This is a genomic window from Mycoplasma sp. 6934, from assembly GCF_055523595.1.
In genome coordinates, this window is the sequence record NZ_JBVFVE010000001.1 from 475,882 (window position 1) to 496,602 (window position 20,721).

Sequence of the window (20,721 nt, forward strand, 5' to 3'; positions counted from 1 at the left end):
TAACATATTTAAAGATGTATAAATCAAAATTACTTAATTTTAATCTCAAAAGGATTTAAATCATTAATAATTCCGAAAAAAATTCTGGTTCAATACATGATTTGGATAAATTCTCCATATGCTTCCTCATTTTGTTTTGCAAACTCAATGTCAATACTAGTGGTGGTGTTATTATATGAAAGTAAATAATTATTAAACACTTGATGACTTATATTTTTTAAATGATTTAATGTATGATCTTGTTCATAATTTAATAAATCATCATACTGAACATCAGTAGTGCCTTGAAAATCTAAATTATTTTGATTTAGTTTTAAATAGATAATTGCCTTTGACAATTTACTAGTTAACATAGCTTGGCCAATTTTTGAAATATCTGATGGGAAAGTTAAGTAATCACAGAATACTTTACAAGGTTCTAAAATTGGTTTAAAAAAGTTCATTATTGATTTAGTACTTTGATCAAGATTTTTATCATATGAGATAAATAAATTTAGTTTAATAAATTCTTTATGACCTAAATTAAAATTAGTTAAAAACCATGCCAATTTTAAAGCTAAATTAATGGTTAAATCATATTCATAAATAATATGTTGATCCTTAGAATACCCTGCAACTAATTTTTTAATGTTAATGCCTTGGGTTGCTAGTAAAGTTAAGGTAAGGTCATTAAAAAAGTAAAAAGAATGATTTAAATCAGATGATATTGCACGAATATTTTTATTAGGGATTTTATGATTTTTTAAATAACTTAGTCATTCTTTTTTGCCTAAGAAGTAAATTAATTTATCAATTAGAAAATGACTTGACCTTTCGCTAAATTTAGACATAAGGATATTTACGATATCTTTATTTTTATGCTCTGATAAATCATAAAAACCATCTGCAAAGCAAATTGCTATATTGTTATTTTCGTCTTGATCAAAATATTTATCTAATTTTTGTTTAATTACATACAGTTGATCTTGACCATTGATAAAATGCAGCATAATTCGTTTTTGGTTTGTGTAGTTATTTTTACCTAAGATAAAACTTATTGTGCTTTTAATTAAGTTTCTCGTCATATGTGAAGCAAAAACAATTAAGTGCTTAACACCATTATTATAAATATTGTTACAAAATTTAATAATGGAGTTGATTCCATTAATTGAATAATTAACAGCTATATCATCAAAATTTAAATATTCTGAACCTTTAAAATTTAGAGACTTAATTTTTTGTATTATTTCTTTGTTTTGTTCAAAATATGCTTGAGTATCTATATCATATCCTTTAATATTTATTTTACCCATTATTTATGTTCTCTTTTGCTTTTTATATTTATTAATGATTAATTGATTGTAGTTTGACAATGCTTTAAACCCACCGGGAGTTTTTTGCAATTTGGAATTTATTTTAGCTTTTGATTCATTGGGGTGGTTACGTTTAAAACTACCATAACAAATTTTGTTCTTTTTTTTGTCTATTGTACAGTTTAAGTGTACGAAATTAATAGTATCTCCTACTGAAAAAAATGTAAATAAATTTTTGTTTGGATAATCAGAAACTTCATTATAGTTTATTTTGTAAGTGGTACCTTGTTTGGTTTGCAAGGTTATATTTTTATAAGTTATTTTTTTTATTTTCGCTATAACAATATCTCCATTTTCGTATTTTGTAATCATAATTACATTATACCTGAAAATTATTAGAATATAGTAAGTTTTACATTTGTAAAAAATGGCTTATTTGGTATAATTTTAATATTATTTTATATATTTACATATTTGGAGGTTATCTAGAAGTTATGAACAAAAATTATAATCATTTAGAAGTTGAAAAAGATATTGAAAAAAAATGAAGAGATAAAAAATATTTTATTACTCATAATAAAAAATTAAAAGCATTTACAATTTTGTTACCACCACCTAATGTGACCGGTAAATTACATTTAGGTCATGCACTAGATGTATATATTCCAGATACAATTATAAGGTATAAAAAATTAAAAGGTTACGATGTAATGTGGATTCCCGGTATGGATCATGCTGGGATTGCAACACAAACTAAAGTGGAAGATGTGATTTATAAACAAACGGGGCAAACTCGCCACGATTTAGGTCGAGAAAAGTTTTTAGAACAAGTTTGAGCATGGAAAGACGAATATGCCAATTTATTTAGAAAACAATGAGCCAGGGTTGGCCTTGCATTAGATTATGAAAATGAACGTTTTACTTTAGATAAAGATGCTAGTAATGCTGTGCAAAGTGTATTTATTAAACTATATGAAAAAGGTTATATTTACCGGGGAGTTAAAGCTGTGCACTGGGATATTCAGTTACAAACTGCAATATCAAACATTGAAGTAATTAATGAGCCAACCACTCAGATTATGTACTATATTAAGTATAAGGTTTTTGAAACTAACGAGGATTTAATAGTTGCAACAGTGCGTCCTGAAACTTTACTTAGTGATATTGCAATTGTTTATAACCCAATGGATCAAAAATACAAAAAATATAAAAACCTTCATGTTGTTCATCCCTTAACGCAGAAAGTTTTACCAATCATAGAAGATGAATATGTTGATCCAGATTTTGGAACAGGGTTAATGAAACTTTCTGCACATGCTGATGCGGATATCGAAATTATTCAAAAATTAGGATTGGAAATTATTGAATCAATTGATAAAAATGGCTTTATTAATTATCCAAATACTAAATTTTATGGGTTAGAGAGATTTCAAGCCCGCACAGAAATTGCTAAATATTTAGAAGAGCATAACTTTATTTTTAAAAAAGAAGAAGTAACTTCAAATGTCTCAATTTCTGATCGTAGTAAAAGTGTTACTGAAATTTTAGTTTTACCTCAATGATTTGTTAAAATGGATGATTTAAAAGATTTAATTATTAAAAATATGAAATCAAAGGACCAAGTCAAGTTTTATCCAAAACGCTTAAAACACACAATGCAACAATGAATGGATAAAATCCATGATTGAAACATTTCACGCCAAATTTGATGAGGTCATCGGGTTCCTGCTTGGTATAAAGAAAATCAAATTAAAGTTCAAGTTGATAGTCCAGGTGAAGGTTGAAAACAAGATGAAGATGTTTTAGATACTTGGTTTTCTTCAGGCATTGCACCATTTACATTTATGGGTTGGCCAAATAATACCAAAATGCTTGAAAGATATTATCCGACTAGTTTATTAGTAACAGGTTACGACATTATTTTCTTTTGAGTTGCTCGAATGTACTTTATGGGTCTTGAGTTTATGAAACAAAAACCATTTAAGGAATTATTATTCCATGGTTTAATTCGGGATGAAAAAGGGCAAAAAATGTCTAAATCATTAAATAATGGTGTGGATCCTATGGATTTAATTGATCAATATGGATCAGATTCCTTGCGTTGGTTTTTATTAACAAATACCTCTCCAGGAATGGATATTAGATTTTCAACTCAAAAAGTTGAAAGTGCTTGAAGACTTAATAATAAACTTTGAAATATTGCTAATTATATTCAAAGTTTACCAGATAATCCATCTAAAGAAAAAACACCATATGATTATTGAATCTTAGATAAATTAGCGAATTTATCTAAGAAAATTACAAAATTAATTAAACAATATGAATTTGCAATCATTGGTTCTGAAATTTACAAATTTATTTTTAACTACTTAAGCAGCTGATATATTGAGTTTTTAAAGTCAACTCAAAATAAATATGTAGCTCTTAACATCTTGAGTAAAACCTTAATTGTTTTACATCCGTTTTTACCATTTATAACTGACCGTTTATATTCAGAAATATATCATGCTGAATTATTGGAACAAAAAATGCCAATGCTTCGCTCTTATGATTTTGTTAGTAGCATAGATGAAGTTATTGAACTAGTTACTGCATTAAGAAAATACCGCGATGATATGCAAATTTCGAAAAAAGATCTTTTAGAATATTGATATTCTAGAAAAATTGAGCCTAAGTGAATTGAGATTATTAACCGTATGGCTAATGCAAAATTAACCCAGAACGAGGATTATTTAATTTCTATTAATAAAGAAAGTTTATTTATTAAGCAATCAAGTGAATTAAAAAACAAAAATAAACTAGAATTAATTGAAAAAATTAAATATCTTGAATCTGAGGTAAAAAGATCGCAAAACATTTTAGCAAATCAAAGATTTGTGCAAACAGCTCCGCCAGAGAAAGTCGAAGCAGAACGTTTAAAATTAGATAAATACACTAGTGAACTAAATAAATATATGGAGGAATTAAAATGCAAATATTAAGTGGCAAAGAATTAGCAAAGCTAGAAACTGAAAAAATTAAACAAGAACTAGAATCTTTAAATTTCCCCCGCCGCCCAATTTTATCGATAGTTCAAGTTGGTGATAATGAAGCCTCTAATAAATATATTAATGCTAAATTAAAAAAATGTGAAGAAGTCGGAGTTGAAGGAAGATTGCATAAGTTTGATGAAAAAATTACACAAAATTCTCTTCTGAAAAAACTCGATTTAATTAATTTAGAATCAGATGGTGTAATTGTACAATTGCCATTGCCTAAACATATCCCAACCCAAGTTATTTTGGATTCAATTCCATTTGAAAAAGATGTTGATGGTTTATCAACTCGTAATGAATTTAAACTATACAACCGTAAAGAAGAGAAATGCTTTGTTCCAGCAACGGCCCGTGCCGTTATGGAAATAATGGATCATTACAACATTAATTACAAAAAAGATGTTAAGGTTTGTGTTGTGGGGCGCTCGCACCTAGTAGGCAAACCAATTGCCCATTTAATTAAGAAATATGGTGTAGATGTGGCTACATTTAATGAAAAAACTGGCATTAAAGGTGTTGAATCTGGCGATGTTGTCATAGTGGCTATTGGTGTTGCTAAGTATATCAAAGCCGAAAATATTAAAGAAGGTGCCGTGGTTATTGATATTGGCATTAATTTAGATAATAAATTAACAAAAGAGTTACATGGTGATGTAGATTTTGAATCGGTTAAAGATAAAGTATCAGCCATAACACCAGTACCTGGTGGGGTTGGTCCTATGACAGTAGTTTGTTTACTTAAAAACTTAATTGATGCAATTAAATAATTAAAAGGAGAAATATGAAAAAAATTGCTATTTTAACTTCTGGTGGTGATGCCCCAGGAATGAATAATGCCGTTAGAGCAATTGCGAAGCATGCTAAAGCAAATAATTTAGATGCATACTTAGTGTATGAAGGGTATAAAGGTTTATATAGCAATAATATAGTGCCTGCAGATACAGTAGATCTTGATGCTTATATTAACCAAGGGGGAACTTGCATTTACTCAGCTCGTTTTCCTGAATTTAAAGATCCACAAGTAAGAGAAGTTGCTATTAACAATCTAAAAAGCTTAGGAATTGAGGCCTTAGTTGTTATTGGTGGTGATGGAAGTTACCGAGGTGCTCAATTACTTCACGAAGCGGGAGTAAAAACAATTGGCTTACCTGGAACTATTGATAATGATATTGCTGCTACTGATTATACAATTGGTTATGATACAGCTTTAAATACAATTGTTGATGCAATTGATAAAATTAGGGATACTGCTAAAAGTCACCAAAGAATTATGATTGTTGAAGTAATGGGTAATGGTTGCGGTGATTTAGCTCTTTACTCGGGTTTAGCTACTGGTGCTGAAATTATTGCCTCAAACCAATATAAATTAACTCCAGGGCAAATTGCAGCAAGTGCTCTTGAATTAACAAAGCAACCTAACAGACGCAGTATCATAATTGTTGTTTCAGAAAAATGTTATGATATCAAAGCATTAGAAAAATTAGTACAAGAAACAACTGGATGAGATACTCGCAGCAATCCTCTAAACCATATTCAAAGAGGCGGAACTCCTAGTGCCCAAGAAAGAATCTTAGCTTCATTGCTTGGTCAAAAAGCAGTTGATTTTCTTTTAGAAGGTCGTTCAGGTATTTCGGTTGGTATTATTAATAATGATATTGTTGGTATTCCAATTCTAGAAGCTTTATCTATGGAAAATGCTTCTAAAAATAAATTTGTCCAAAAAGCAATAAAATTTAACAAATTAAACCAATCTAAATAGTGAATAAAACACTTATGCACTGCATAAGTGTTTTTTAGTAAACATAAAAATAAACTATACAAATGATTTAGGATTAAATTTAGAAATTAGAAAGGTATTATTATAATGAGAAAATTTATAAAAGGTTATTGATTAATAAATAAAGGAAAAATAAAAATGAATTTGAGTAAAGTAATATAAAGTTATAAGAAGTAATTATTTTTATTGATATATATATATATATATATATATATATATATCAATAAAAAAGGAAATATTATTATTTGTCTTTCTAAATATCTAAAATTTAATTATATTTTTAAAATAAATGGCGGAACAGAGAGGATTTGAACCTCCGCGGGAGTTGCCTCCCCTACAGTCTTAGCAGGACCGCCTCTTCAGCCTCTTGAGTACTGTTCCAAATATGCATATATTATACACTATTTTTTAAATATGTAAACATTTCTTTAAAAAATATTGATATTATGGTTTTTAGAAGTATAAGAAAATTTTTAGGCATTTTATATTTGGAATTAATAGGCTTTAAATTAGTAATTTACAATATAAGTATGTTATTTAAAAAGTTAGTATCAAGTTGCATAGTCAAATTTTTTAGTACTTTAACATTCACTCTCTAAATTAATTAAAATTATACAAATCTTCAAGGGTTGTGGAAAAAATACAAAAAAAACAGAAATAATAATAATAATAATAATAATAATATATAATATGTACAGATTTAAAACTTAATTATTATTTGTTTTTTGGAAAAGTCACTTGCGAGATATTAACAAAATAATTGTCTTTTAATTTTAACATAATTTTTAGATAAAAAAATGTATGAGAAAACAGAAAACACGGCAGTGTTTTCTCGTCGGTTTTGCTTACTTTTGCCAAAAGTAAGGCCCCTTTGATTGCAATCAAAGGCGGGGGATTAAAAAAATTTTAAGTTATCTTATATTTCCGGACAACTTGCCGATAGTTATTTATTTTTTTCATCATATAATCAATTTCTTGCTGAGAGTATTTATCTAAGCTTTTTCCTTTGGGAATGTAATACCTAATTAAGCGGTGCATATTTTCTATTGAACCTTTTTGTCATGAACTATATGGTTGGCATTTAAATAATCTTTCAGTTGGAATTACCTGGTGCAATAAGACATTTTCACTACCATTATCAACTGTTAAAGTTTTAATGTCTAAGTTATGTTTCTTGATTAGTTTTAGAAGAGTCTGTTTTATAGCTTTGGAGTTGCGTTTTGAGAGCATAGCATAAGACATTCTGGTTTGCCGTTCAATTATCGTCACAATACAATATGTATCATTGATTTTACCAATAACGGTGTCTAATTCAAAATGGCCGTGTTCAGAGCGATCATTAATATAAGCTGGACGTTTCGAAATTTCCGTAGCATATTTTAATGTTTTAGGTTTGGTTTGTTTTTTCTTCCTTATGCCATATTTGCCTTCAGATTTTTTAACAATGTGGTCAAAATCAAGAAAATAAGGGTATTTTTTAATTATTTTATAAATTGTACTAGGTGAGGGAGCAAATTCATCAGGGGATAATTTTTTAAAAGAATTTACAAGATAGGTAACTGATTTCTTAACTTCTTTTTGCTGCAAATTCTTTTTATTTCTATTTTTAGTATATGTATTAAGCTCACTATACCAATATTTTCTGTAGGCCTTTCATTTATCTTTAATTGTATCACTTACAAAAAAGAGCCTCGCAAATGAATAGCCTAATAAATGTTCGTATAGTTTAGTAAAATTAAGAGTTTTAACACGCATTACTCTTTTTGAACACTTAGGACAAACATAGCGATTTTGTTTATCTAAACTAAGTGGTCTGCGATTTGTAATAATTTTAATTTTGCTTTTTATACTTCGAATGTCTCTGTTAAAAATCTTAGCTACTTCTTGGATTGAGAAGCCTTCAGAAAGTTCTTGTAAAATATTATAAAGTTGTTCTAGATCGATTTGATCTGATCGTAATTTTCGTTGCGACTCAAGTGCTCCTTGCATTTTCAAGATAGTGTTGTAATTCTCTTCAATTTTAAAATGTTGATATTTATTTTCTTTTCGATATTTGTCAAAAACACAAATATATTTTTCTAAATTTTTCATATAATTTTAAAGTCTCCTTTCATTTTTTAAAAATTATTAATACAACTATTTTATTACAAGGCAGACAAAAACAATGTCACATGCAAAAAAACTTGCATGTGACATTTCCAATTAATACTTAATTATTATTTTTGTTTTAATAATATTTGTTTTTAAATCAATTTATTACTAAAACGAAAGGAATAATATGCAAAAATTTGATTGAGACAATGTCTCAAAAGAAGTTACCGAAGCATTAGGTGGTAAAGAAAATATTAAAGAATATTTCAACTGTGCCACAAGACTTAGAGTGTATGTGCATGACGATTCTAAAATAGACATGAAAACACTTTCAAAAGTCGCACTTGCAAAAGGAGCTTCTCGTGACGGTGATCAATTGCAAGTTATTTATGGTCCTGGAACTGTAAATAAAGTAATTGATAACTTAAGAAACTATTTATCAGATACAAAAACCCAAACAACAACACAAGCTAGAAAACAAGTTCTTTGAAACAAAGAATTATCATTTAAAAGCAATGCCTTTTTATTAATCAGATGACTTGTTAGATCGTTTTCTGAAATCTTCGTACCTTTAATTCCTGTCTTTATTGCAGGCGGTATTTCATTAGCATTATCTTCATTTATTTCAACAGTTGCTTCTGGTACTTCTGCAACAGCAGCTAAAAACTTTTTTGATTTAATTGGGGGTGCTATTCTTGGTGGTTTACCTGCTTTTGTAGGATATACTGCAATGAAAAAATTTGGAGGAAATCCATTCTTAGGGTTAGCAATCGGTCTAACAATGATTTCACCAGCCCTTGTTAATGGATGAAGTTCATCAAATAAAGAAGCTGTTGAGGGGGCTTTTGCCTTGTTCCCTAAGTTACCTGAATTTTTCCAATGAAAATTCATAGGTTACCAAGCCCAAATTTTCCCAGTGTTATTAATCATTGCTTTAGCATTCTATATTGAAAAATTACTCAAACAATATACACCAGAAGCTTTAGCAATCGTAGTAGTTCCGTTATTTACCGTAGGCATTAGCGTCTTCTTTGGATTCTGATTTGTTGGACCAATTGGAAGATATATTGGAATTGGTATTGGATATGCAGCAAATGCAATCTTTACATATACTAATTTCCCAGGCTTTGGTTTAGGTGGGTTATTAATTGGAATGGCTTACCCATTCATTGTTGTAACTGGATTGCATCAAGGATTTACTGCTATCGAAGCTCAATTAATTACTTCACAAGGATTTACTTGAATTACTTCAATTGCAACAGTATCTAATATTGCACAAGGAGTTGCAGCTCTTACAATGTTTGGTCTTTTATACAAAAAATCACAAAAATTAGCTTCTTCATCACTTTCATCTGGTATTGCAGCTAATTTAGGTATTACTGAACCTGCTATGTTTGGAACAAACATTCCATTATTCTTCCCAATGCTTGCAGCTTCTATTGGAGCAGGTATTGGTGGATATTGAGTAGGTATGTCACAATCTGTAGCTAGTTCACTTGGTTCAGCTTCATGATTAGGATTTATCCAATTCTCACCTGTAAAAAGTGATAAATTATTAGCTTACTATACAGAATATGAAAAACTGGTTCCATGAGGAAATAAAATGTTCTTCCATAGAGCATTATCACCGTTAGGTAATATTGCAATTGCTTCTGTAATTTCTTCAATTGTATCTAGTTCATTAACATTTGTATTTGCAAAAACATTTGGTAAAGAAACACTCAAAAACTTTATTAAAGAACATGAAAAAGCTTAAACCTGTTAATTACAAAGATAAGCAAAGAAAATTAGATCAAATCAAGCAACAAAATACAGGTAAAACCTATGTATATACCGATGCATTGTTGCCTGAATTAACTAATAAATTAAAACAAGCCAAAGGTGATGTTTATTTTAATAAGCTTCACCTTTCTTCATTTTCAGGTTTGATTAATGACCCAAATAATTTTGTTTATCATAATGATGAATATTATATTTTTTACCAATGAAATCCGTTTAGTCCAATCCACGCTAATAAGCACCAAGGATATTTTACGACAAAAGATTTTTTAGAATACAAAAGTCATGGTTTAGGAATTAGGCCATCAAATGAATATGATGCAAATGGGATTTACTCAGGTTCAGCATTATCAGTAGATAACAACCTTTATTTATATTACACTGGTAATGTAAAAAAAGGAAATATTTATAATGCTCCTGAAGATACATCGCATACATTAGTTGCTAAATTTAGCAATGATTGAAAAGAAACTGAAGCAAGCAAAAAACTATTATTTAGTGTTGATAAAACTAAATATACAAGGCATTTTAGAGATCCGTATATTGTCCAAGTTGAAGACACTTATTATTTATTACATGGAGCACAGACTTTAGATAAAAAAGGTAAAATTGTTGTTTATAGTTCTGATAAACCTAATGCTGATTTTACTTGAAAGGGTGAAATCGAATTTATTAATGGGCCAAAGCAACTTAATGATGCATTTATGTTTGAGTGCCCTAGTTTTACTAAGATAGCTGAAAAAGATGTATTATTTATTTCAACTCAAGGGGCTTATTTTTATGATCAAGATAACCAAAATAGGGATGTTTCAATTTACCTTCTAGGTAAAATGAATTGAAAAACATTAACATTTAAAGTTACCCATTGGGATTTACTTGATTTCGGTTTTGACTACTATGCGCCTCAAATTATGAATGGTTCCGATTATTATTATAATCTTTCAATTGCATGAGCAGGAACACCAGATACAGATGCTGTTGCAACTTTTGAACAAGGATACGCTCATTCATTAACCTTACCAAGAACTATGTGAATCGAAAAAGGAAAACTATATCAAAAATATTCAGATAATTTTAATTTTATTTACCAACCGTATTATCGAATTACAGATAGTATTGTAGACTTATGAAATCGCCAGAATTTTCTCCACTTAAAACCTAGCGGTAAGAAATGATTTTTTGAGTTTAAAAATGAGGAAGGTCATTACATTATGTTTTCCTACCTTAATGGTGTTTTAACCATTGATCGAACTAATATGTCACATAGTTTTGCACCAAATTACCCTAACAAAATAACTAGAAATATTAAGAATATTAAAGATATCGAAATTATTCAAGATTCATCATTATTAGAACTTTATATAAATCAAGGAGAGTACGTAATTACTACAAAATACTTTTTAGATGGTGAATTATTATTTCAATATGATGGTGATATTACTGCAACTATTGGTGCACTTGATGAAGTTGATATTGATTGGGGTGATCGTCCACAACTTTTAGTGCCAGGCGAAGCTCTTTATGATGAATATCATTTAGGTAATGGAAAAATTAAAGTTAATGTTGGAGGAGCTTCTTTAAATGTAGCAGCCGCAATTCAAAAGACCAAACGTACTACTATTTTTGTTGGTGCTGTTGGTTTTGCTGATAGTACTAATTTACTTCTTTCTGTATCTGCGGATAAGTTGAATACAGATTATTTAATAAAAATAAAAGATAAAAATACTACAAAAGCAATAGTTTCCTTAGATGAAAATGGTGAAAGAAGTTTTGAATTTGTTAGAGGCGCTGATGCTGATTTAAAATATGAATATGTTGAAAATATTAACTTTGATGCCTTAGTTTTAACTTCCGCAACGGCTTTTTTAGGTGGTGAATTATTTGAAACTTACAAGAACTTAGCTCTAAAAGCTAAAATGGAAAACAAGAAAATATTCTTTGATCCTAATTATCGAAAAGCTCTTTATAAAGACAATGTGGATGATTTTATTGCAAAGGCAAAAGAATTTATTAATTTAGCTGATTTTATTAAATTTTCTGAAGATGAATTATTTTTAATAACAAATACCAATACATTAAATGATGGTATAAAAGCTCTTGAAATTTTTAAAAATAAATTATTTTTAATCACTTTAGGTGAGCAAGGTACCTTAGTTTACAAAGATTCAAAACATTTTTTAGTTGAGTCTAAAAAAGTAAAGCAAATTGATTCTACCGGTGCTGGCGATGCTTTCTTTGGTACGTTTATTGGTAAATGATTTGATACTAAAGAAGCAAATTCAAAAAAGGTTGTTATTGATGAAGATTTAATTAATATTGTCTTTGATGCAAATTTAGTTGCTGGTTATGTCGTAACCAAAGTTGGGGCACGTTTTTCGCTTTTTGAAAATCATGATTTTAAGGCCAAAAGATTACGTAAGAATTTACTAAAAAGATTTAAAGAAGAATTTTAAATGTTTAAAAAGATAATTAAAATTACTATTCCAATTATCTTTTTACTAGGTGTAATAATTGGAATAATCCTTTGTGTAAAAGTTGAAGGTTTAAATAATAATTGATTAAATTTTGTGGTAATTCCTCTTGGAACTGGTTCAATCTTATCTTTTTTAGTACTTGGCTTTTGATTTATATTTCGAAATCAAAAATAAGATTCATAATTTAAATATTATAAAATAATAAAGATTTATGTTTTTATACCACTACCTATATTGCAGAAAATCAAAACCAGTGAAAGTAAATTTTTATTTACAACTATTATTACAAATAATATTAAAGATTATTTATTGATAAAAGTACCTAACAACTTGCTATATATTATAAATATATTTATCCTGGTTTACTGTTTTGTTTATTTAAAAAAATATAAAATTTCAATATCCTACTACAAACTATATCAAAATAAACCCAAAATATTATATTTTGGGTTTATTTTATAGTTATATTTAATTAGTTATTTTATTTATAAAATTTAATTAATAGTAAAATCTTTTGTTTGTCCTTGGAGTAAGTTGTAATTTTCCTCTCCAGCAACAAAAAGATTAGTTATGGTATAAGCTCCTTTATGTCATGGATTTGGTGCATTAATAATAAAATCGACTTCGTTTTCGCCTATATTACGCCAATATTGGATATTTGCTGGTGCCGTTGAGTCATTTGTATAAGTATTTGCACTTTTTGAATATACTTCATGAGTAATAGTTTTTGATTTTATTTTTTCATATACTTCTTTAGTAGTTCTTACTGCTATTCTAATATATTTTCGACTCGGATCTCATCCAGGGCCACCTGGTTCTACTATTATTTGTAATATGCTAGCGCTTGCTTTTGAATTTTTTAATTCGTCCTTAGGTTCTTCTTCTTTTGCAGGGTTAGAATTATCTTTTGATGTATCTCCATCTGTTGAACTACTTGGATCTTGCCCTGGTGTTTCGGTAGTTTTTTGATCAGAAGGTTGATTACGGTTAGTGCTTTCTGGATTATCAGTAGGCTGAGATTTAGTATCTTCTTCCTTAGTTATTGTTCCTGTATCTGTTTTTTGATTATCATTGCCTTGAATTGGTTTCTCTACTGGTTGATTAGGAGCAGAATCGTGCCCTGGTTGGGTATTGTCTCTCGAATCATCTGCACCGCTCGAACCATTATCAGTACCATTGTTTGGTTTTTCTTCATCTGGTTGTTTTACACCAGTTTCAGGTTCTTCTGTTGCTGGTTCTTTTGGAGATGGGTCATTCGCCCCTGGGTTAGATGGTGTATTTTCTTCTCTTGGAGTTTCTTGAGTGTTATCACTATTACCTGGCTCTGTAGTTGGATCTTTAGGAACTGGAGTAGGGTTTGGTTCTGTCTTAGGAGGTTGTTGGGTGCTATTAGTTGGATCTTTTGGCTCGGAGTTCCTAGTTCCTGGATTCGATGGTTCATTTTCTACTCTTGGTGGATTAGGATTTACTGGCTCTTCTTGTTCTCTATTTTCAATAGGTGGATTTGTAGCTACTACTAGACAGGGAAAAAATATTCGGACAAAATCCGAATATTTTTAATATAAAGAAAAAGAGGTAGTTATGAGACATTTAAAGACTAAGGAATGGGTCAAAATTTTTGACTTATACGATAAATATTTGAACCTGGGAATAACCAAGGCAGAATTTGATAATTTCTGTTTTGATATCAGAAAAGTATACTGAAATAAAGAATCAATGAGAAATATGTTAAAGAAAAGAAAACTGTATAATTTAAATATGGACATAGAATCACAAAGTGGTAAATCACCTAAGAAAGATAAAGGTGTTGGGAGAAAGAAAAAGAAAGTTCTCGATTATACATGAATTGATACTCTTAAAGATGATGAAAAAGATGCAGTTATAAAATACTACTATCGAATTTTTAATGAAAATAATATTGATGCAGATATCTCAAAGATAAAGAAAATCAAGAATCTTTCACATACTAAAAAATCTAAAATGATATGTGTTTCAAGATCTACATATTATGAGAAATTGAAAGATAACAACAAACCTAAAGAGATAAATGTCAAACACAAAGAAATAATTTTTAAAAGTTTTGTCGAAAATAAAGAAAGGTATGGACGAAGAAGACTTGCTAAATATATTTTCCAAGAATATAATATTCAAATAAATCCTAGAACCCTTGGGAATTATATGAAAAAACTTAATTTAAAAACATTTGTTAGACAAAAACGTAAAAACAAAGAATCTAAAAATACTTGTGTTAAAGTGCCTGATTTAGTAAAACGAGATTATAATTCAATCAACAATAATATATATGCAACAGACGTGACCTATATACCAGCACCAAAAGATATTGAACAGAATCATATTTATTTATCTGCAATTATTGATCATAAAACTAAGTTTGTGACCTATGAATTATCACTTAGAAATGATACTGAACTAATTTTGAATAATATCACCAATACAAAATTCAAAAATAATTTTATTTTACATTCTGACCATGGATCTGCTTATTCTTCGCTTGAATATACTAAAAAAATAAAATCACTAAAAGGTAAAATATCAATGTCAAGAATTGGTAATAGTCTTGACAATCGTGAAATTGAGTATTTCTTTTCAATTCTTAAAAGTGAAATTTTCCCAAATTTTGATCAAACCTGTAAAAGACTTACTTTTATTGAATTATCACAAAAAATCAAAGAATTTATAAACTGATATAATTATAAAAGAATAAGATAAAAAAACCTTCACAAAGCATTCCGTTTGGCTTAGCCAAATGGTATGGTTGGGGAAGGTAAAACCGTCCGAAAAAAATTTCCCAGTTTACTACATCGTTTAATGTTGTAAATGGACGTTTGACATTAAATAATGTGTCATTGTTTACCTTAATGGTATCTAATAAATATGTAGTTCCTTTTGTTAAGCCAGTAATAGTAATTTTATATTCATTATCAGCGGGTTTGTTTAAACTTGAAACTGTAAAATTATGAACAGTGTTATTAACTTTTACATTAAGTTGGTCTGTTCCTTGTAGACCAGTAATTTTAGCGGTGAATTCAGCACTAGTTTGAATCACTGTAATTTCACTAACATTCTGAATAGTAAATTGTCTTTTTTGGGGCTGAGGTGCTGTACACGAAACAGCAGTAATTGTTGAAATAGTAACTAAGTTAGTTGTTACTAATAAAAATTTACGTAATTTCATAACGTATCTTCCTTTCATATAAATACATTTATATAATAATTAATTTGTCTAAAATCAAATTAATAGATTTGTTAATCTACTTTAATTTTAATATATATATATATATATATATATATATATATGAAGAAAGTTAAAAAACTTGTACGTTTAAAAAGAAAGGAATATAGTAAAAATAATAAACTTGGGAATTTTTTCGGACTATTTTACCATCCCAAACCATACCATTTGGTTAAGCCAAAGCTAATGTTTTGGCAAGTTTATTTCTAATTCTTGATATGATTATTTTCTTTTCAATATAGCTAGATGAAAAGAATTTTTATATTTTATAAAAAAATTATGTGAACATTAATTCCCCATAGTTTAAAAAATTTAGAAATAGTTCTAAGTATTCTAAATTTTATTATATTAGACTATCTTAATATCTATAAGTATTTTATATAAGGAACCTGGAAAAGTGTGGAAATTATGATAAAAACTGAAAATATTTGTTTTTAACTTTTTTAATGCTAAAATTTTGTTAGGTATAGATAAAATACCCAATATTTATAAGTTTAGAAATAAGCAACGAGCATTATACATTTCTACACAATTTCTACTCAGAAAAATATTAAACACAAATTTAGCTTACAAAACTTAAGGAGACAATTATGAAAAAGAAACTAAAAATTTCTGTTTTAACATTAATTAGCACAAGTGCTTTAGTAACATTTTTTGCTACCCCAGTCGCAAAGCAGTTCACTCCAGACACAATATGATACGAAAATCTTAATAATGATAAGTTTGAGGTAAGGGGACAGGGAGCGACTATCGCATTTAATCAAAATAATGAAACGTTTTCTTTGCCTGTTGATAATAATTTTGAACTTAAATTATTATTAAATCCAGGCTTTGAAACTGAGAATGAAGAATTTTTAAGTAAATTCAATGATGATTTTATAAATAAAGTTACTGAAAGCAATTTAGTTTATAAATCATTTGAAAAACTAACAATGATGCCAATTGTCTGATTTTATTTTGAAAAAGAAGAAGATAGAAAAAAATTTGTTAATAAAGTAAAAAACTGAAACGAAATTTATAAGTTCATTATATTTGAAAATACAAATACAATTCCACAAGGATACATAACCCCAAGTTCCACAAATAAGATTAAAAATCTGTATACACAAAGAGGACAAGCAAGTAATTATGGTCGTTATGGAATAAATTTTAATTTGCAAAATTATGTGCAACATATGAACAAAAATATAGATCTTGTAAATGCTACAAACTATTTAGATAATCCATATGTAAATAAAATAGGAATATTAGAAACATGGGCTCATCCCTTTGATAAAAACTATCAAAAATATTTTAGAAATGGTATTGAGATAAACGATATAAACGAAAGAATATGACCAGGTTATGAAACTCATTCAACAATGGTATCACTTGTTGCAGGTGGACAATATGGAATAGACCGATCATCTAAAATATATTTATATACAACAAACCAAACAGATAGTCATTGAATGTCTACAATTGAAAAAATGGTAAAAAAAGATGGAATAAAATTAATTAATCATAGTTATGGTCTTATAAGGTATTACGAAAAAAATGGTGAAACTTATGAAAGTAACAACTATAAAAAGGGTTACCATGAAAATTCATATTTCCTTGATCATATATCTCGTAAGTATGGTGTAATAAATGTATTTGCAGCTGGTAATGAGGGAAATAAAGATTATCATTTAATAACACATAAACGACTATCATTCAATTCAATAGTTGTTGGTGCTTTATCAGATTGATCATCTAAAGAATATCAAAAACAAAATATAATTGCAGATTATTCTAATTACAAATTATTACCAGAATTTGAAAATATATCGAAGCCTTTAGTTGTTGCTCCAGCACATTTTTATAATCCTGTTTATAACAGAAACAATTATTCTCGTGGAACAAGTTATGCTGTGCCTGTCGTAACTGGTTTAATCTCAAACTTATTTAAATATAGATCGGATATTAGGGATAGTGAATTTAGAGTTCCTATTGTAAAAGCAATTTTATCTGCATCTGCTGTTAGTCCAAATCACGATAATTTAACCTATAAGTCAAGTGGTTATGAACAAAAATATGGTGCCGGAACAGTAGATTTTAAAACAATGTTAGAAGCAGCTAACAACTATTCAACACTAAAAATTCATCCAACTAATGATAGTGGTTTTGTATTTTCAAGTAAAGAAATAAATTTAAAAAAGAATCAAACGATAAAAATATCTAGTTCCTGAATGTTTAATGCTGGTCTTTTAAATCAATCTGAAGTTAGGCCAGAGTATAAAGAAAATACAAGTTGGTGAAATTCATTTTTAAATTTCTTTTCTCCATCACGTAAAAGAAGCCAAGAACTAGAAAAACAAAAAAACTATTGCCGAGGGTAAAATGTGAGACTTAACTCATAAATCTGAGATTCGTTTGACTCAATCTGAGGCAATAAAACGTCAAAACAACAATTGATTTTCTGATTATGACTTATATTTAGAAAAAAAGGAATCAAATGGAAAATGGGTTGTTGTGAAGATGATTCAGTCTGCAGTGAGTAATGATGAATTACTTGAATATAAAGCAACTTCTTCAGGGACTTATAGATATCGCATTAAAAAGTATGAGAAATATTCCTTTAGCAATTCTGTATATGATTTAATAGCTGTAACACACGTGGTTAAAAATGATGAAAATAATTAAAAAATCGTTAATTGGTCTTATTTCTTTAGTATTGCCTATAACTATATTTTCATGTAATGAAAAACCGCCTGTTGGAAAAGAGCCTATTGCACCGAGAATTATACTTGACAAACCTGACGAATATTATGAAAAGGAAGTTAAAAAAATGTATGATGTGATTTATCCAATCTATCAAAATATTACAAAAACAGCTATTTTTGCTCCAAAAGAATGAGTGTCAGAAGAAGAAAAAAGAGTAAAAGACGAGTATAGACAAAAAGGATCAGATACATTTAATACAGGTTTTTTCCGTAATTATCCTAATCATAATTATCATGAATATATTGAGGGTAGTATAATAAAAGTTAAAACAAAAGATGAATTTGACACTCATATTATAAATAAGTTTAAAGAATTAAATAATAATAGTGAATATAATGAAAATTCAAAAATCAAAAAACTATTTGAAGAATTATATTTAAATAACCAAGATGTTTATACTCTTTTAGAAGATCATGATATTTTTATAAAATATAGAAGTTCAAAACAATCACCAAATGGTGGCTTTATAATTCCGATTTATGAAAATAATGAAGTAACCATAAATTGAATTGGTTCTTATGAAAGCATTGATCCTCGTCTTTTACAACCGCCTGCTGCATATATTCCATCACCAGATTATGTTTGAGAAGTCTTTTTAGTTAAAAAAGGGTTTACACCAAAATATAATGGTATAAATAGAGATATAGATGAATCAGCTCAAAATTATAGAGATCGATTTGTTAAGTGATATAATAATGTCTTTGCAAAATACTATTTATAAATTCTCTAAAATACATGCTGATTAATTTCTTATTGAGATAAAATTTAACTATTAATAATAAATAAATACAACTGTATTTAATATTACATTGGTATCTTTTTACATTCTAATATTCCCAGTTGTTCTTGGGTATGGTATTACATCTCTAATATTTTCAATTCCTGTGACATACATTACTAATCTTTCAAAACCTACCCCAAAACCTGATGACATGATATGACCATATCTACGAAGATCTAAATATCATTGTAAATCTTCTTGATCAATATTTAATTCATTTACTCGTTGCACTATTTTATCATAATCACATTCTCTTTGACTTCCGCCTATTAATTCTCCAATACCTGGCACTAATAAGTCAAAAGCTGCTACTGATTTATTATCATCATTTTGTTTCATATAAAATGCCTTAAAATCTTTTGGGAAATTTATAACAGCAATCGGTCTTTTATAAATTTGCTCAGTTAAATATCTTTCGTGTTCAGTAGCTAAATCCAGTCCATATTTAATATCTTTATTTTCAAAAATATCCTTAACTTCAGCAAGCTTACTTATAGCATCTTGATAATCTACGATTTGAATTGGTGTTTCAATAAATTGATTTAAACGATCCAATAATCCTTCGTGTAATGAATCTAGGAAACTAAATTCTTTTTTATGTTTGCTTAAAGTATTTCTAATAATTACTTTAAGCATATCATCAGCTAAAGCAATGTTATCATTTAAATCATAAAAAGCCATTTCAGGTTCTATCATTCAAAATTCAGCTAAATGTTTTTTAGTGTTAGATCTTTCGGCTCTAAAGGTAGGTCCAAAAGTATAAATTTTTTGCATTCCTAAAGCATAACTTTCCCCGTGTAATTGACCTGTCACTCCCAAAGTTGCTTTTTTATTTTTTCCAAAAAACGGCTCAAGGTTTGAACTGTCAGAAACATTAAATGTTTCGCCAACTCCTTCGCCATCATTGCTTGTAATAATAGGACTTGTTAAATAATGAAATTCTTTGTTTATGAAATATTTATGCACTTCATGAGCTAAAGTAGAGCGAATTAACATAACAGCTCTTAAAAGTGATGTACGGTGTCTTAAGTGTGGCAGATCCCTTAAAGTCTCTAGTTTAATTTCTTGGTTTTGAATTGGATAATCCTCATCAACATTTTTATATGCCACCAATTCACTGGCAACTAATTCAATTGGTTGTGGAGAATTTGGCGTTGCATTTAAAGTTCCTTTAATTATAACAGCGGCTCCAGGACGTAATGAATCAAGTATGTTGAAATCAAAATTTTGACCTTTAAAAACTACTTGTAAATTTTCAATAGTTGAACCATCGTTAACTTCTAGGAAACGTATTTTTTTGTTTCCTCGGTTTGATGAAATTCATCCTTTGACTTCAACATTAGTTCAACCATCATAAAAAACTGGTTTTAATAAAAATGATTTAATTGAATCAATCATGAATACTCCTTAATAATTTATTTATATTTCTAAATGTTTTTATATTATAACACTTTTATATTAATTTTTAATGTTAATAAATGATAATTAAAATTG

16 protein-coding genes and 1 tRNA gene are annotated in these 20,721 nt (G+C 28.3%); 11 read left to right on the forward strand and 6 right to left on the reverse strand.

Going from position 1 to position 20,721, the window contains the following annotated elements:
* Nucleotides 1-29 precede the first annotated feature (29 nt).
* Both AC0B4S_RS02135 and AC0B4S_RS02140 read right to left on the reverse strand, forming a co-directional pair.
* Complete coding sequence (locus tag AC0B4S_RS02135; RefSeq protein ID WP_465101476.1) at nucleotides 30-1,292, reverse strand: hypothetical protein; 1,263 nt, start codon at nucleotides 1,290-1,292, stop codon at nucleotides 30-32.
* A gap of 3 nt (nucleotides 1,293-1,295) precedes the next feature.
* Nucleotides 1,296-1,664, reverse strand: a complete 369-nt coding sequence (locus AC0B4S_RS02140) for a hypothetical protein (protein ID WP_465101477.1) — start codon at nucleotides 1,662-1,664, stop codon at nucleotides 1,296-1,298.
* Between the two features lie 122 nt (nucleotides 1,665-1,786).
* On the opposite strand from AC0B4S_RS02140, the gene AC0B4S_RS02145 reads away from it, so the two are divergent.
* Genes AC0B4S_RS02145 through pfkA form a run of 3 tightly spaced genes read left to right on the forward strand, consistent with a single transcriptional unit; the run spans nucleotide 1,787 to nucleotide 6,086 of the window.
* Complete coding sequence (locus AC0B4S_RS02145) at nucleotides 1,787-4,273, forward strand: valine--tRNA ligase (RefSeq protein ID WP_465101478.1); 2,487 nt, start codon at nucleotides 1,787-1,789, stop codon at nucleotides 4,271-4,273.
* The gene (locus AC0B4S_RS02150) at nucleotides 4,261-5,094 is read left to right on the forward strand and encodes a bifunctional 5,10-methylenetetrahydrofolate dehydrogenase/5,10-methenyltetrahydrofolate cyclohydrolase (protein ID WP_465101479.1); all 834 of its coding nucleotides are present in this window, start codon (nucleotides 4,261-4,263) and stop codon (nucleotides 5,092-5,094) included. Before AC0B4S_RS02145 ends, AC0B4S_RS02150 begins: the two co-directional genes overlap by 13 nt.
* A gap of 14 nt (nucleotides 5,095-5,108) precedes the next feature.
* A complete protein-coding gene (gene pfkA / locus AC0B4S_RS02155) occupies nucleotides 5,109-6,086 on the forward strand; it encodes a 6-phosphofructokinase (RefSeq protein ID WP_465101480.1) in 978 nt (325 codons plus the stop codon).
* A gap of 308 nt (nucleotides 6,087-6,394) precedes the next feature.
* Here the strand turns inward: pfkA and AC0B4S_RS02160 are convergent.
* Together AC0B4S_RS02160 and AC0B4S_RS02165 are read right to left on the reverse strand one after the other, a co-directional pair.
* Nucleotides 6,395-6,485 (reverse strand) — tRNA-Ser (locus tag AC0B4S_RS02160).
* A gap of 525 nt (nucleotides 6,486-7,010) precedes the next feature.
* Nucleotides 7,011-8,195 carry an IS30 family transposase gene (locus AC0B4S_RS02165; RefSeq protein ID WP_465101464.1) on the reverse strand — a complete coding sequence of 395 codons (1,185 nt, stop codon included), beginning with the start codon at nucleotides 8,193-8,195 and terminating at the stop codon, nucleotides 7,011-7,013.
* Nucleotides 8,196-8,382: 187 nt separating this feature from the next.
* Here AC0B4S_RS02165 and AC0B4S_RS02170 point away from each other — a divergent pair, with 187 nt between their 5' ends.
* The 5 genes from AC0B4S_RS02170 (at nucleotide 8,383) to AC0B4S_RS02190 (ending at nucleotide 15,178) form a co-directional block, all read left to right on the forward strand.
* A complete protein-coding gene (locus tag AC0B4S_RS02170) occupies nucleotides 8,383-9,951 on the forward strand; it encodes a PTS transporter subunit EIIC (RefSeq protein WP_465101481.1) in 1,569 nt (522 codons plus the stop codon).
* Nucleotides 9,902-12,427, forward strand: a complete 2,526-nt coding sequence (locus AC0B4S_RS02175; RefSeq protein ID WP_465101482.1) for a PfkB family carbohydrate kinase — start codon at nucleotides 9,902-9,904, stop codon at nucleotides 12,425-12,427. The genes AC0B4S_RS02170 and AC0B4S_RS02175 overlap by 50 nt, the downstream gene beginning before the upstream one ends.
* Nucleotides 12,428-12,622 (forward strand): hypothetical protein, encoded by a 195-nt coding sequence (locus AC0B4S_RS02180; protein WP_465101483.1) that lies wholly within the window; start codon nucleotides 12,428-12,430, stop codon nucleotides 12,620-12,622.
* A 660-nt stretch (nucleotides 12,623-13,282) separates the two neighbouring features.
* Complete coding sequence (locus AC0B4S_RS02185; RefSeq protein WP_465101484.1) at nucleotides 13,283-14,008, forward strand: hypothetical protein; 726 nt, start codon at nucleotides 13,283-13,285, stop codon at nucleotides 14,006-14,008.
* A 21-nt stretch (nucleotides 14,009-14,029) separates the two neighbouring features.
* On the forward strand, nucleotides 14,030-15,178 hold the full coding sequence (locus AC0B4S_RS02190; RefSeq protein WP_465101485.1) for an IS3 family transposase: 1,149 nt from the start codon (nucleotides 14,030-14,032) through the stop codon (nucleotides 15,176-15,178).
* Here the strand turns inward: AC0B4S_RS02190 and AC0B4S_RS02195 are convergent.
* Nucleotides 15,144-15,644 carry a hypothetical protein gene (locus tag AC0B4S_RS02195; RefSeq protein ID WP_465101486.1) on the reverse strand — a complete coding sequence of 167 codons (501 nt, stop codon included), beginning with the start codon at nucleotides 15,642-15,644 and terminating at the stop codon, nucleotides 15,144-15,146. The genes AC0B4S_RS02190 and AC0B4S_RS02195 overlap by 35 nt on opposite strands.
* A 647-nt stretch (nucleotides 15,645-16,291) precedes the next feature.
* Here AC0B4S_RS02195 and AC0B4S_RS02200 point away from each other — a divergent pair.
* The 3 genes from AC0B4S_RS02200 to AC0B4S_RS02210 are packed head-to-tail and all read left to right on the forward strand — an operon-like array spanning nucleotide 16,292 to nucleotide 19,167.
* Nucleotides 16,292-18,061 carry a S8 family serine peptidase gene (locus tag AC0B4S_RS02200; RefSeq protein WP_465101487.1) on the forward strand — a complete coding sequence of 590 codons (1,770 nt, stop codon included), beginning with the start codon at nucleotides 16,292-16,294 and terminating at the stop codon, nucleotides 18,059-18,061.
* A gap of 1 nt (nucleotide 18,062) precedes the next feature.
* Nucleotides 18,063-18,365: a hypothetical protein gene (locus AC0B4S_RS02205; protein WP_465101488.1), complete on the forward strand. Its 303-nt coding sequence runs from the start codon at nucleotides 18,063-18,065 to the stop codon at nucleotides 18,363-18,365.
* Nucleotides 18,349-19,167 (forward strand): hypothetical protein, encoded by an 819-nt coding sequence (locus AC0B4S_RS02210; RefSeq protein WP_465101489.1) that lies wholly within the window; start codon nucleotides 18,349-18,351, stop codon nucleotides 19,165-19,167. The genes AC0B4S_RS02205 and AC0B4S_RS02210 overlap by 17 nt, the downstream gene beginning before the upstream one ends.
* A 99-nt stretch (nucleotides 19,168-19,266) precedes the next feature.
* Here AC0B4S_RS02210 and asnS read toward each other — a convergent pair whose 3' ends face one another.
* Nucleotides 19,267-20,625: an asparagine--tRNA ligase gene (gene asnS, locus AC0B4S_RS02215; RefSeq protein ID WP_465101490.1), complete on the reverse strand. Its 1,359-nt coding sequence runs from the start codon at nucleotides 20,623-20,625 to the stop codon at nucleotides 19,267-19,269.
* Between the last annotated feature and the right edge of the window lie 96 nt (nucleotides 20,626-20,721).